The 13,841-nt window shown below is 39.3% G+C and carries 11 protein-coding genes; 5 read left to right on the forward strand and 6 right to left on the reverse strand.

Going from position 1 to position 13,841, the window contains the following annotated elements; translation table 11 throughout:
* The first annotated feature begins 1 nt into the window (after position 1).
* Both GM418_RS09490 and GM418_RS09495 read left to right on the forward strand, forming a co-directional pair.
* Positions 2-1,474 (forward strand): aldo/keto reductase, encoded by a 1,473-nt coding sequence (locus GM418_RS09490; protein WP_158865450.1) that lies wholly within the window; start codon positions 2-4, stop codon positions 1,472-1,474.
* Between the two features lie 81 nt (positions 1,475-1,555).
* A complete protein-coding gene (locus GM418_RS09495) occupies positions 1,556-2,221 on the forward strand; it encodes an inorganic pyrophosphatase (RefSeq protein WP_158865452.1) in 666 nt (221 codons plus the stop codon).
* A 112-nt stretch (positions 2,222-2,333) separates the two neighbouring features.
* Here the strand turns inward: GM418_RS09495 and GM418_RS09500 are convergent, their stop codons facing one another.
* The 5 genes from GM418_RS09500 to ald all read right to left on the reverse strand — a co-directional run bounded on the left by GM418_RS09500 (position 2,334) and on the right by ald (position 7,813).
* A complete protein-coding gene (locus tag GM418_RS09500; protein ID WP_158865454.1) occupies positions 2,334-4,106 on the reverse strand; it encodes a M14 family zinc carboxypeptidase in 1,773 nt (590 codons plus the stop codon).
* 102 nt (positions 4,107-4,208) lie between these two features.
* On the reverse strand, positions 4,209-4,709 hold the full coding sequence (locus GM418_RS09505; protein ID WP_158865456.1) for a dihydrofolate reductase: 501 nt from the start codon (positions 4,707-4,709) through the stop codon (positions 4,209-4,211).
* A gap of 86 nt (positions 4,710-4,795) precedes the next feature.
* On the reverse strand, positions 4,796-5,689 hold the full coding sequence (gene thyA / locus GM418_RS09510; RefSeq protein WP_158865458.1) for a thymidylate synthase: 894 nt from the start codon (positions 5,687-5,689) through the stop codon (positions 4,796-4,798).
* A gap of 105 nt (positions 5,690-5,794) precedes the next feature.
* Positions 5,795-6,598 carry an ion transporter gene (locus GM418_RS09515; RefSeq protein WP_158865460.1) on the reverse strand — a complete coding sequence of 268 codons (804 nt, stop codon included), beginning with the start codon at positions 6,596-6,598 and terminating at the stop codon, positions 5,795-5,797.
* Between the two features lie 102 nt (positions 6,599-6,700).
* Complete coding sequence (gene ald, locus GM418_RS09520; protein WP_158865462.1) at positions 6,701-7,813, reverse strand: alanine dehydrogenase; 1,113 nt, start codon at positions 7,811-7,813, stop codon at positions 6,701-6,703.
* A 226-nt stretch (positions 7,814-8,039) separates the two neighbouring features.
* On the opposite strand from ald, the gene GM418_RS09525 reads away from it, so the two are divergent.
* Both GM418_RS09525 and GM418_RS09530 read left to right on the forward strand, forming a co-directional pair.
* The gene (locus GM418_RS09525; protein ID WP_158865464.1) at positions 8,040-9,269 is read left to right on the forward strand and encodes a pyridoxal phosphate-dependent aminotransferase; all 1,230 of its coding nucleotides are present in this window, start codon (positions 8,040-8,042) and stop codon (positions 9,267-9,269) included.
* Positions 9,270-9,468: 199 nt separating this feature from the next.
* Positions 9,469-11,352, forward strand: coding sequence for a CocE/NonD family hydrolase (locus tag GM418_RS09530; protein WP_158865466.1), 1,884 nt, complete (start codon positions 9,469-9,471; stop codon positions 11,350-11,352).
* Positions 11,353-11,599: 247 nt separating this feature from the next.
* Here the strand turns inward: GM418_RS09530 and GM418_RS09535 are convergent, their stop codons facing one another.
* Positions 11,600-12,829, reverse strand: coding sequence for an LL-diaminopimelate aminotransferase (locus GM418_RS09535; protein ID WP_158865468.1), 1,230 nt, complete (start codon positions 12,827-12,829; stop codon positions 11,600-11,602).
* A gap of 138 nt (positions 12,830-12,967) precedes the next feature.
* On the opposite strand from GM418_RS09535, the gene dapF reads away from it, so the two are divergent.
* Entirely contained in the window at positions 12,968-13,825 is an 858-nt protein-coding gene (gene dapF, locus GM418_RS09540) for a diaminopimelate epimerase (protein ID WP_158865470.1), read from the forward strand.
* The last annotated feature ends 16 nt before the right edge of the window (positions 13,826-13,841 follow it).

Consider the following 13,841-nt stretch of genomic DNA (forward strand, 5'->3'; position numbering starts at 1 on the left):
TATGGCTAATCAAAAAAAATATCCGATTTCAAGAAGAAACTTTATTAAAGTTTCCGCAGCTTCAACGGCTGCTGTTTCTGCAATATCACTTGGAGGTTGCAACGTTGATAATCTACCGGCCCCAATGAAACGTAAGTTCGGGAACCTTGGTTTCGATGTTACAACTATTGCATTGGGAGGACAGGCTTCATTACAATGGACTCCGGAAGATGTTGATCCTGTTCCGATTATTTTGAAAGCCTTTAAAATGGGCATTAACTATTTTGACACTTCAAATCTATATGCAGGCAGCCAGCTAAACTACAACAAAGCTTTTAAGCAACTAAACCTCATTCCCGGCGAAGAGGGATATAACGAGGAACTCCGTAAATCCATATGGCTCACCAGCAAAACAGCGATGCGGTGGGGAAAACCTGGTTGGGAAGCGCGGGATAAAGTACGGAACTCGTCAAATGGAAAAGAAGTGCGTTGTGCTGTAGATGACGTAAAACGCTCACTTACCCAGATTTTTGGCGACAATAATGGAAATTATCCCGAAGGAGCATATTTAGACATGGTACTTGTTCATACACTTCAAACAGTTGAAGAAGTTGATGTTTTATATAAAGGGCTGGAATCAGAACTTGATCCTGAAGGAAATTTTGGAGCTTTGGTTGCACTGCGCGATTTACGGGACGGAACAAACCTGACAGGGATGAATCCCAAAAATGAAAAGCTGATAAAACATATTGGTTTTTCAGGCCATGCCAACCCTCCGGCAATGATAGATATGATTCAACGCGACAAATATGGAATTCTGGATGGTATGCTCATCGCAATAAATGCAAACGACAAAACCAAAATGAACATGCAGAACAATGTCATCCCGGTTGCGGAAGCCAAGGGAATGGGAATCATTGGCATGAAAGTATTTGCCGATGCCGCGATGTATCACAAAGAACCGCGTTGGTCGCAAACTCCAGCCGATGTTTTCCGAAAAATAGGAACTCCGGAATTACCCAGTCGCCCTCTCATAGAATATTCCTTGACGACTCCGGGAGTACACACCCTAATTATTGGAATTGGCCAAATTGACGATGATCCGGTAAAATGCCAGTTGACACAAAATTTTTACGCTGCGCAAATTACACCGGGTGGAATGCCGGCAGACGAGCGTAAAAAGATTGAAGAACATGCACTAAAAATTAAACCGGGGAGTAATTATTTTCAGGTAGTTGATAAATCAGGACTGTCAGCACCACGTGATCTTCAAAAAGAAGGGAATAAAATTACCTGGCAAACGGCATATGCCGGCGATGAGCCGATATCTCACTATGAAGTAACTGTGGATGGAAAAACGGCTGGGAAAGTAGAACATAAACCACAGGTATTAAAAGAGAAACCTTTTGTTTTTGAGCTTGAAAATATGGGTTCTGAGATAAGTGTTGCTGCTGTAGATAAAGCCGGTAATAAAGCGAAAGCAAACCTTATTTAACGTTTTTTTTCAAAAATTTAAACTTCCCGGATGAACTAATTTCTGTTATTTTGGTTCCACTGTAAAACAAAAATTAACAGAATGGCAGATAAATTATCAGACCCCATTGGTAGATTGATGGGGCTTCGTTATAAATCGCACCCCTGGCACGGAGTTTTTATAGGGAAAGATGCACCGGAAGAATTAACCGCTTTTATTGAAGTGGTATCAACAGATACCGTTAAATACGAAATAGACAAAGAAAGCGGATATCTCCGTATTGACCGTCCTCAAAAATTCTCAAATGTAGTACCGGCATTGTATGGTTTTATCCCTCAAACTTATTGTGGCGATAAAGTAGGTGAATACTGTAATCAGAAAACAGGCAGAAAAGATATAAGAGGAGACGGAGATCCGATTGATATTTGTGTTTTAACCGAAAAAACGCTGGCTCATGGCGATCTTCTTGTAAATGCACGCCCGATTGGAGGTTTCAGAATGATTGACGGTAATCAGGCCGATGATAAGATCATTGCCGTGCTCAATAACGACACGGTTTATGGTCACATGAAAAATATCAGTGAAGTACCCAAAATTGTAATTCAGCGACTGGAACACTACTTCTTAACTTATAAAGATATGCCAGGCCAAGACAGTAATACAGAAATTACGGCAACTTATGGCATTGAAGAAGCTTACGAGGTTATCAGACGATCGATGGAAGACTACAATATAAAATTTGACAATTTAGGAAAACTACTTTCTTAAAAAAAACCGCTCAAAAGCTCCCCGGGATTTTCCGGGGCTGATTATTGTTAAAGCCAAAGATTCTGAAACGAGTTCAGAACGACCAAAATCTACTTTGGAATATTCACTTCTTTTAGAAGCTTTTTAATTCGTTTTCGGAAAACTTCTTAAATATTTTTGCAGCAGGATATCTTTTGCAGGTTTTCTCCGCCCACTCGGTATTGTTGTAAATATAGGCCAACTGAGCACGATGATCTTTAGCAAATTCAGGATCGGAATTCCTTTTTTCTAAAAATTTGCTTTTAAAATCCGGGTGGCTCTCCAAATATTTTAATGCATTTTCTTCAAAACCATAGGTTGAAAAATATTCGCGCTGATCCAAAACCGAATCAAAAAAATTCCAGCGGAAAAATGAATCCATCGCTTTGGGTTCCAGTATTTCCAGAATATACTTTATCTTTTTTTGCCGAACCGGAATAATAATATCACCTGCGTAATATTTCAAGTTCTGTATTTCGCTGTGCGTTGTTACCTTATTATGAAAATAATGTCCGTTATAAGGTTGCGGCGGGCCACCAAAGTCATCAATATAATCAACTTCCACATCAAAAAAAATGTCTTTCGAGATGGCATAGAACTCAATTCCATTTAGTTTCAGGCGTTCTATCACTTCTTTCCATCCCTGTGGTAAAATATAATACTCAGGAATCTGAATTTCTTCTACCGTATTGTAAACATCATAATACCGAATTTCATGTGAATAGGGTTTTGTTCGATCATAACCAAAACGTGGAAGTCCGGTTACCTTATCAATGATTTCGTCGCTTGCTTCATATCCTTTAAAAGTAATTGTACTATATTTCGTAGTATCAACTTCATAACTTAAAGGATAGTTTTCCGCCGACAGCAATTCCTCAATCCCGGTTTCCCGGCTTGTAATTATTCCCTCAGAATTTTCAAAGGTAAATTCTGCGAGGCTACATATAAATTCGTAACACGATTTTACGCGGTCGGAATAAACCTTGTAAACATGATTTTCGGTCATCATTCCATAACTGTTAAAAAGACTTGCAAAACCGGAAGAATAGCGGGGAGCATCCTGCCACATTTGAATCCCTTTTTTAGGATCGCGATGCATCCAGTTTACATAAGGTGTTAACGCGTACTCACCTTTCTTCATTTTCTCAAACATTTGCGGCAACATTTTTTCGCGAAGGAATTTTTCCTGTGCCGGTGGAAAATAATCCGGGAAAGGAGGAATCCAGGTTACACTGTACTGATGATCGGAACCATTCGTAGTATGTGTATCCAGAAAAACATCGGGATTCCACTCCTGAAATATTTTGGTAAAAGACTTTGCATTTTCTGAATCGTTTTTTGTAAAGTCACGATTTAAATCGAGATTTTTTGCATTTCCCCGAAAACCCGTTTCATAAGGAGTGCTCTGGTTGGCCCGGTTGGTTGCACTGCGGTTTAACAAGCCGCCAATATTGTAGGCCGGTATTATTATAATCACTGTGTTTTCAAGCCACTTTTGCATTTTATTTTTGTTTCGAAGCATATCGTCAGCAAACTGCAAACTGGCATCAATCCCCGCCGGCTCTCCCGGGTGAATTCCGTTATTAATCAACAAAACTGATTTTCCCTGTTCCCTGATACGTTGCGGATCAAAAACAGGCTCGCTATTGATAACAAAAAGGTGTAAAGGCTTCCCAATATCTGTTTTGCCTTTTTCCAAAAGCGATGCGTTTGGATAAGTTTTATCCAGAAGCTGGTACATTTCAATTACTTCATTATAAGTCGGGGTATAATTTTCTTCATATTTCAACTCAAGCAGCGACTTATCCTGAGCAAGAGCTGCAAAACAAAACAGAACTAAAAACGGGGTGAGAAAAAATCTTTTCATCGGAATAAAAATTAATGCAGAAATGTATAATTTTTTACAGAGAAAATTTACGTTTTAAACTTTGAAATCTCTTTTAATAACGCAAACAGGCCAGAAAATTCTTTATATGTCCTTTCTTTCCAGATTTAAATAGGAATAGTTGAAATCATTCTTCTCATCAAAAAAATCTTCACGTGAAGTTTCTTTCCATTCTAAATAGTCAATTTCAGGAAAATATACGTCAGCATCAAAAGGTTTATGCACCAACGTTAAATAGAGTTTCCCGGCCACCGGATAAAACTGACGGTAAACCATTCCTCCGCCAATAATAAAAGCTTCCTTTTCATTTGTTACTTTTTCAATCGCCTCTTCGATAGAGAAAACCACTTCACAGCCCGGAAACACGTCATCTTCTTTGTCAGTAATTACGATGTGCCGCCGATTAGGTAAAGGCCACTTTGGCAACGAAAGCAAAGTGTTTCTTCCCATAATTAAACTGTGCCCCGAAGTAATTTCCTTAAAACGTTTTAAATCGTTGGGTAAATGAAAAAGCAAGTCGTTATTTTTACCGATGGCGAAATTCTCGGCAATAGCAACAATAATGGATATATTTTTATGGATCATATTTAAAATCGCTCAATTAACAATCTTCAACACTTAAATTTCAGAGATAAACTACTCAAACTTTGAATTTATCTTTTGCAACAAAACTAAACGGCCACAATCCCTTTTATGTGCGGGTGAGACAAATATCCTACCAACTCAAAATCTTCAAATTTAAAATCAAAAATACTTTTGACCTCCGGATTAATTTTCATTGCCGGCAAGGGATAGGGTTCACGGCTGAGTTGCAGTTTCACCTGCTCAATATGATTGGAATAAATATGCACATCGCCAAATGTATGCACAAAATCGCCAGCTTCCAGGCCTGTGACCTGTGCTATCATCATGGTCAACAATGCATAGGAAGCAATATTAAACGGAACACCCAAAAAAACATCGGCGCTGCGCTGGTAAAGCTGGCATGAAAGTTTTCCATTATTTACATAAAACTGAAAAAGGGTATGACAAGGAGGAAGTCCGGCTTTTGCCATCTCTTCTACTTCCGGCGGATTCCAGGCAGAAACAATCAGGCGCCTTCCATTGGGACTTTCTTTGTTTTTCCGGAGATATTTAATTTCATCAACCACCCATTTAATCTGGTCGATTCCGGAAAAGTCGCGCCACTGTTTTCCGTAAACCGGACCAAGTTCGCCCCAAACGGCGGCAAATTTTTCGTCTTCCGCTACTTTCTGTGAAAATTCACGAATCGATTCCTCCTGAAAGTCCGGACTGTTTTTATACCGTCTGTACGGCCAGTCGTCCCAGATATGGACATTATTTTGGGCAAGATATCTAAGATTTGTATCGCCCGCCAAAAACCAAAGCAACTCATGAATAATCGATTTCAAATGCAGCTTTTTGGTTGTTACCGCCGGGAATCCCTCGCTCAAATCAAAACGCATCTGGTGCCCAAATCTACTTATGGTACCCGTTCCTGTACGATCACCTTTTTCACTTCCTTTTTCAAGAATGGTTTCCAATAAATCTAAATACTGCCTCATTTTTTTTGTTTGATGCAAAAATAAAGTTTTGAAAAGAAGAGATTTCTTATTTTAACATTTAAATATCCACAAATATTGATACGTTGTCAACTTTTATAACGAAAATCAGGGATTTAAGCGGGCTCCACACTTTTTACAAAAAACAGCATCATCGTCGTGTTTATCGTGCAAACAACTTGGGCAAACCTGGGTATTGCTTTCGCTTGTCGATTTCATCATTTCGGCAGTAACAATTCCGGTGGGAACAGCAATAATTGCGTAGCCCAAAATCATAACCACGCTGGCCAAAAATTGCCCCAGCGAAGTTTGCGGGCTGATGTCGCCATAACCAACAGTTGTAAGCGTTACAATTGCCCAGTATATACTTCTTGGAATACTTGTAAAACCGTGTGGTTCGCCTTCAACCAGGTACATCACTGTTCCTACAATCACCACAATGGTCACCACAAAAAATATAAAAACACTAATTTTTTCGCGGCTGGCCCACATTGCTCTGGCTAAAGTTCGTCCGGCATGCGTGTATCGTGTAAGCTTCAAAATCCTGAAAACCCGAAGTAAACGCAATATACGAATAACAACAAGACTGTGCGTACCAATAAGAAATAGTCCTAAATACGTGGGTATAACAGATAAAAAATCAATAATCCCATAAAAACTAAAGATATATTTGAATGCTTTTTTTACAATAATAACCCGAAGAATGTATTCTATTGAAAAAATAATGGTAATTGTCCACTCCATTATTCTAAGTATACTCCGGTAATCTTCTCTTACAAAGGGAACGCTTTCAAGCATCACCAGTGCGATACTCAACAAAATTACAAATAGTAAAACCACATCAAAAACTTTGCCTTCCTTTGTATCGGCTTCAAAAATTACTTCGTATAATTTATCCCGGGTATTTTTCATAAGTTATTTCAACAACTAAATATAAGGAATGGTTGCTAAAGAAAAAAGCCCACCATCAGATGACAGCGGGCTTCCCCTAAAATTTACGATTATTATCTATTGTTAAAGCACACTTTCCACATTTTCAAAGGGGAGATTAAACGCCTCAGCTACTCCTTCGTACACTACTTTCCCATCTACAACATTTAATCCTTTTCGCAACGGTACGCTATCAACACAAGCCTGCTTCCACCCTTTGTTCGCAATCTGAATGGCATAAGGTAAGGTCGCGTTGGTAAGTGCAATAGTTGAAGTACGCGGAACCGCACCCGGCATGTTGGCAACGCAATAATGAATAACATCATCGATTGTAAATGTTGGCTCAGCATGTGTTGTTGCAACTGTGGTTTCAAAACAACCGCCCTGGTCAACAGCAACATCCACCAAAACAGTTCCGGCTTTCATGGTTTTTAACATATCGCGGGTAACAAGGTGCGGAGCTTTTGCTCCGGGAATCAGCACTGCACCTATAATTACATCGTGTGTTTGCACCATTTCACGAATGTTAAATTCGTTACTCATCATTGTTTTTACATTGGCCGGCATAATATCATCGAGATAGCGCAGGCGTTTTAGCGACACATCCATTATGGTTACATCTGCACCTAATCCGGCAGCCATTTTTGCTGCTTCGGTCCCCACAATTCCTCCACCTATAATCAAAACTTTTGCTGGCAATACACCTGGCACACCGCCCAGAAGAACACCGTAACCACCGTATGTTTTTTCCAAATATTTTGCACCTTCCTGAACCGACATTCTTCCGGCTACCTCGCTCATTGGTACAAGTAAAGGCAACGAGCGATCTGCCAGTTCAACAGTTTCATAAGCCAAACAAACTGAACCATTTTCGATCATGGCATTGGTCAATACTTCCGAAGAGGCAAAATGAAAATAGGTATATAAAATCTGTCCTTTTTTTATCAGTTTGTATTCCGGTTCAATAGGCTCTTTTACTTTGATTATCATTTCAGCAATCCCGTAAACATCTTCAATTGTAGGAAGAATTATGGCCCCGGCCGCGATATAATCTTCATCATGAAACCCGCTTCCATTTCCTCCGCCGGCCTGAACATAAACCTCATGGCCGTGTTTAACTAATTCGGCGGCACCTGCCGGGGTTAATGCAATACGATTTTCGTTATTCTTAATTTCCTTTGGTACTCCAATTATCATTTCAGTAAATATTAATTGTATTTGAATTTCAAAAATAGGCAGCAACAATGTACTAAAACATGATAAAAATTAATGATTTGCAACAAAAACAAAAGGTCTTTTTACAGACTTAATAATTAGGAAGTTAATTTTTTAATAAGATTTCAAAATGAAATTTTAATCAGATTATTGATTTCAAATTGATACTTGTATATTTGCTAACTTTTTAAAAACTATTTTTAATAACATGCCGACAGTTTCAGACAGGGGAAAGATAATGCCCGACTCACCAATTCGGAAGTTGGGCCCGCTTGCCGAAAAGGCCAAAGCGAAAGGGATAAAGGTATATCATTTAAACATCGGACAACCCGATTTACCTACTCCTCCTGAAGCGCTCGCGGCAATTAAAAATATTGACAGAACCATCCTTGAATACACGCCCAGCGAGGGTATTCTTTCGTTCAGGAAAAAATTGGTCAAATATTACCAGAAATTTGACATTGATGTTTCGGTTGAAGATATCATTATAACATCGGGAGGCAGCGAAGCGGTTACTTTTGCTTTTATGAGTTGCCTTGATCCGGGTGATGAAATTATTGTTCCGGAACCTGCCTATGCCAACTACGAAGCTTTTGCGATTGTAGCCGGTGCTGAGATTAAATCGATTGCTGCCAAAATAGAGGAAGGGTTTTCTCTTCCGCCAGTTGAAGAATTTGAAAAACTCATCACCCCGAAAACCAAGGGGATTATGATTTGTAACCCAAACAACCCAACCGGCTATTTATATACACGTGAAGAAATGAATAAAATTCGCGACCTGGTGAAAAAATACGATTTGTATCTTTTTTCCGATGAAGTTTACCGCGAATTTTGTTATACCGGTGCTCCGTATATTTCTGCTTTTCATTTGGAAGGAATTGAGCAAAATGTTGTACTTGTGGACTCTGTTTCAAAACGGTACAGTGAGTGTGGTCTTCGAATCGGAGCTTTAATCACCAAAAATGAGGCGGTGAAAAAAAATGTGATGAAATTTTGCCAGGCACGTTTGAGTCCGCCACTTATCGGGCAAATTGCCGCAGAGGCCTCACTGGATGCAGATCCGGACTACATGCTTAATAATTACAATGAATATGTAAACCGCAGAAAATTTCTCATCGACGGATTAAACCGGATTGACGGTGTTTATTCACCTATTCCGATGGGAGCTTTTTATACAGTGGCGCGTCTGCCGGTAGATAACTCAGATAAATTCTGCGCCTGGTTGCTCTCCGATTTTGAATATGAAGGGCAAACCGTTATGATGGCGCCTGCATCAGGTTTTTATACCGCAGCCAATCAGGGAATTGATGAAGTAAGAATTGCTTATGTGCTGAATAAAAAAGACCTGGCTGTTTGTTTAAAAATTCTGGAAGAAGCATTAAAAGTTTACCCCGGAAGTAAAGTCAGACAAAAAGCTTTTAGTAAAGAAAATAACTAAGACCATTTTTATTATATAGTAAAAGTCCGGCTCGAAAATTCTTGTCGGACTTTTTGTTTCCAAAGACTTTAATCTTAATTTTTTATGGAAAACAATCAAAATTACCCTTTACATTGTTATTATTTCTAACTTGAAACGCGGAAAGTTTAGGCCATTGTTTTAACATTCCATTTTTCCTGATAACTCAAATTCAAAAAAAATGAAACGTATTCTCTTTCTGTTATTTATTGTTTCAACAATTGTATCAAAAGCCGAAGATAAAGATTCAATATGGGTTAGAAACAACTACACAAAAAAGGAAGTTTATATCACCATGCGCGACGGAGTCCGGCTGTTTACCTCCATTTACGCTCCGAAAGATATGAAAGAAAAGCACCCCGTTTTAATCACCAGAACGCCATATTCCTGCCGGCCGTATGGGAAAGATAAATTTTCATCTTTCTGGAATAACTATAAAATGGAATATTTAAAAGAAGGTTATATCATGGTTACGCAGGATGTAAGGGGCAGATGGATGAGTGAAGGAGAATATGCGGATGTGCGGCCATTTGTTCCAAATAAAAAGGGAAACGAAATCGATGAGGCCAGTGATACATACGACACCGTAGACTGGTTGATTAAAAATATTCAAAACAATAATGGGAATGTTGGTGTATTTGGAATTTCTTACCCCGGATTTTATTCCACGATGGCGGCAGCAAGCAATCATCCTGCTATAAAAGCGGTAAGTCCGCAGGCGCCGGTAACCAACTGGTTTATCGGCGATGATTTTCACCATAACGGAGCCTTTTTCCTGATGGATGCTTTTTCATTCTACACTTCTGTCGGCTGGGGTTTTGGAGCACCGCGCCCAAAACCAACTACCGAAGGCCCAAAATCGGTGGGGTTTCCGGTAAAGGACAATTACAAATTTTATCTCGAACAGGAGAACTTAAAAAACCTCACAAAATTAACCGGCGATACCATCAAATTCTGGAGCGAAATGATGGAACACCCCAATTACGATGAATGGTGGCAGGCACGCGACGCAAGAAATGCAACCGTTGAGTTAAAACCGGCAATGCTTTGGGTTGGTGGTTTATTTGATGCAGAAGATTGCTGGGGCGCCTGGAATGCATATTTGGCGGCGGAGAAAAATAACCCGGGAAAAGCATTCAATAAAATTGTGGAAGGCCCCTGGTTTCACGGACAATGGGCACGGGGGAAAGGAGCAAACCATGGTAACATTGTGTTTGGCTCAAATACAAGTGAATATTATCAGCAGGAATTTGAGATACCGTTTTTTAATTACTACCTAAAAGGGAAAGGTGACGTTTCTCAAATCGCGGAAGCCAATGTATACATCACAGGAGCAGATGAATGGAAACAATTCGAACAGTGGCCACCGGCGAAAAAAGAAGATAAAACCATGTATCTCCAGGCAAACGGGAAATTAACAAAAACAAAACCTGCCGGAACTAAGAGTTTTTCTGAATACGTAAGCGATCCGACGAAACCAGTTCCTTATGAAGAGCATATCCATATCTCCAGAACCCGCGAATATATGTCGAACGACCAGCGTTTTGCTGCACGCCGTCCGGATGTTCTGGTTTTTCAAACCGATACATTAACAGAAGATGTTACTGTTACTGGCAGCGTAACAGCAGATATTCTTACAAGCATTTCAACCACTGATGCTGATTTTGTGGTGAAAATAATTGACGTTTTCCCGGATTATTTTAGTTATCCCGACAGTATTAAAAGCACAGAAAACAATTACCCGATGGGCGGCTATCAGATGCTGTTGCGTGGTGAGGTTTTTCGTGGCCGGTACAGAAACAGTTTTGAAAATCCAACAGCCTTTACGCCAGAAAAAATCGAAAAAGTTAAATTCGAGTTGCCACCGATAGCGCACTCTTTCAAAAAAGGCCACCGGATTATGGTACAAATTCAAAGCAGCTGGTTTCCGCTGGTTGACCGAAACCCGCAACAGTTTGTAGATATTTATCATTGCGATGAATCAGATTTTGTAAGAAGTGATATCAAAATTTTCCACGACACCCAAAATGCATCAAAAATTATTTTGCCGGTATTGAATGAATAAAATCAGTTTGGGAGGATTTGTGGGCCTCGAAAGTCCAGCGATACACAAATACCGAAATCAGGGACAGTTACTTTAGACAGATAAAAAACTTTGAAAAAAGTGGTGATTTGTTTATTAAAAAAGGGGAAAGAAACGATACAAAATGGAACGCGAGTTTAAATCCTCATACAAACGAATTGCTGATAACCATCGAATATAAATAGCAAAAAAAACCGGTCTGAATTTTCAAACCGGTTGACCATCTATCTTAGCTTAAATTTTTAATTCGTTCCATTGCTTCCAGAACGTTTTCACGATCAGCAAAAGCAGAAAAGCGGAAGTATCCTTCACCCGAAGGGCCAAAACCAGAACCCGGAGTTCCTACAACATTGGCTTCATTCAAAACTTTGTCAAAGAAATCCCATGATTTGGTATTGTTTTTTGTTTTCACCCAAACATACGGTGCATTTTCACCTCCAAAAACCTCATAGCCAGCATCCTGTAAACTCTCTCTCATAATGCGGGCATTCTCCATATAATAGGCAATTACCTTCTTTACTTCATTTTTACCTTCTTCAGTAAAAATAGAGGCAGCAGCTTTCTGAACCGGATAAGAAACGCCATTGAATTTTGTCGACTGCCGACGGTTCCACAACGGTTTTACAGGGTGTGCCTTCCCTTCGGCATCGTAAGCAACCAGTTCTTCCGGGATTACAGTATACGCACAGCGTGTCCCTGTAAATCCGGCGGTTTTTGAGAAACTTCGAAATTCGATAGCTACCTTTTTGGCACCTTCAATTTCATAAATAGAGTGCGGAATTTCATCATCCTGAATAAATGATTCGTAGGCTGCATCATACAATATGATACTTTTGTTTGCGATAGCGAAGTCTACCCATTTTTTTAACTCTTCTTTTGAAGCCACTGTTCCGGTTGGATTATTCGGATAACACAAGAAGATTAAATCCGGGATTTCAGTTGGAAGTTCAGGAATAAACCCATTTTCTTTTGTACAAGGCATGTAAATTATTCCGTCGTAATAACCATTGGTCTGGCAAACACCGGTCTTCCCTGCCATCACAGTTGTGTCGGCATATACCGGGTAAACCGGGTCACAAATCGCAATTTTATTCTCATTTCCAAAAATCTCCTGAATATTTCCGGTATCACATTTTGAACCATCTGAAACAAAAATGTCGTTGGCAGAAATATCAATTCCTCTTGTTTTGTATGAATTTTCAGCAATCGCCTCTCGCAAAAAAGCGTAGCCTTGTTCCGGGCCATAGCCTTTAAAGGTTTCAGCTTTTGCCATTTCTTCCACACCCTCATGAAATGCCTTTACAACTGATGGAACCAAAGGTTGGGTAACATCACCAATACCCATTTTAATGACTTTTTTATCCGGATTTGCTTCAATAAATTCACTTACTCGTCTTCCAATTTCAGGGAATAAATAACCTGCCTGCAGTTTAAGGTAGTTTTCATTAATAATTGCCATACTTTATTTTGTTTAATTATGATTCGAGTTAAAAAGGACAACAAATTTAAGAATAATTATCGCACCGAAATAATTGCACTAAATACAGCATAAAATTTCATCTTGGTTTAATACATTTGCAGTTTAAATTTTTATGTCATGCAAAATTTCTTTGTTAAATCCCATGGTTTGGGAAACGATTATATAGTTTTAAATCAGTACGAGATAAGCTTTGAATTAACAAAAAAAGCCATCCAAAAAATATGTGATGTCCATTACGGAATTGGTTCCGATGGTATTTTACTAAAGGTTCCGAGTTTCAATGCGAATTTTGGCTTGCGAATTTTAAATCCTGACGGTTCGGAAGCAGAAAAAAGTGGAAACGGACTTCGCATTTTTGCCAAATATCTTTTCGATAATAAATTCTCGCGCGACAAAATGTTTACCATCGAAACCCCCGGAGGACTGGTTCGCGCAGAAATTGTGGAAGAAGAAAACGGAAAAGCAAAAACCATAAAAGTAGATATGGGGAAAGCCATCTTTAACTCGAAAAAAATTCCTGTAGATTGTGAAAATGAAGAATGTTTGGACGAAACTTTGAACCTGGAGTATAAAGATTATACAATCAATTGTGTTTCGGTTGGCAATCCGCATTGTGTTATTTTAAAAGATGAACTGGATGAAAAAGAAATCAAGGAGTTTGGTTCTCAGATTGAGCACCATCCGATGTTTCCAAACCGGATCAATGTACAGTTTGCCAAAATAATTTCTCCAACCCAGGTTGAGATTTTAATTTGGGAACGCGGTGCCGGCTGGACACTGGCCTCAGGGAGTTCGTCCTGTGCCGTTGCATCGATTGTTGCTAAAAAAGGATTAACAGAAAAAAAGCTGGAGGTAAAAATGCCGGGAGGTATTCTGAAAATTGAAATTGATGATCTCTGGAACCTCAAGATGACAGGCGAAGTAAGAGAAATTGCATCCGGAATCCTGAGCAATGAACTCATTGCCGATTTGTAAATATTTTCTGAAGTTA

Origin of the sequence: Maribellus comscasis (assembly GCF_009762775.1) — a bacterium.
Taxonomy (GTDB): Bacteria; Bacteroidota; Bacteroidia; order Bacteroidales; family Prolixibacteraceae; genus Draconibacterium; species Draconibacterium comscasis.

Excerpts from the sequence above, each read along its gene's own strand:
- GM418_RS09530 (WP_158865466.1), top strand. The coding sequence starts at position 9,469 with ATGAAACGTATTCTCTTTCTGTTATTTATTGTTTCAACAATTGTATCA.
- GM418_RS09525 (WP_158865464.1), top strand. The coding sequence starts at position 8,040 with ATGCCGACAGTTTCAGACAGGGGAAAGATAATGCCCGACTCACCAATT.
- GM418_RS09500 (WP_158865454.1), bottom strand. The coding sequence starts at position 4,106 with ATGAAAAGATTTTTTCTCACCCCGTTTTTAGTTCTGTTTTGTTTTGCA.
- GM418_RS09505 (WP_158865456.1), bottom strand. The coding sequence starts at position 4,709 with ATGATCCATAAAAATATATCCATTATTGTTGCTATTGCCGAGAATTTC.
- GM418_RS09495 (WP_158865452.1), top strand. The coding sequence starts at position 1,556 with ATGGCAGATAAATTATCAGACCCCATTGGTAGATTGATGGGGCTTCGT.
- ald (WP_158865462.1), bottom strand. The coding sequence starts at position 7,813 with ATGATAATTGGAGTACCAAAGGAAATTAAGAATAACGAAAATCGTATT.
- thyA (WP_158865458.1), bottom strand. The coding sequence starts at position 5,689 with ATGAGGCAGTATTTAGATTTATTGGAAACCATTCTTGAAAAAGGAAGT.
- GM418_RS09515 (WP_158865460.1), bottom strand. The coding sequence starts at position 6,598 with ATGAAAAATACCCGGGATAAATTATACGAAGTAATTTTTGAAGCCGAT.
- GM418_RS09535 (WP_158865468.1), bottom strand. The coding sequence starts at position 12,829 with ATGGCAATTATTAATGAAAACTACCTTAAACTGCAGGCAGGTTATTTA.
- GM418_RS09490 (WP_158865450.1), top strand. The coding sequence starts at position 2 with ATGGCTAATCAAAAAAAATATCCGATTTCAAGAAGAAACTTTATTAAA.
- dapF (WP_158865470.1), top strand. The coding sequence starts at position 12,968 with ATGCAAAATTTCTTTGTTAAATCCCATGGTTTGGGAAACGATTATATA.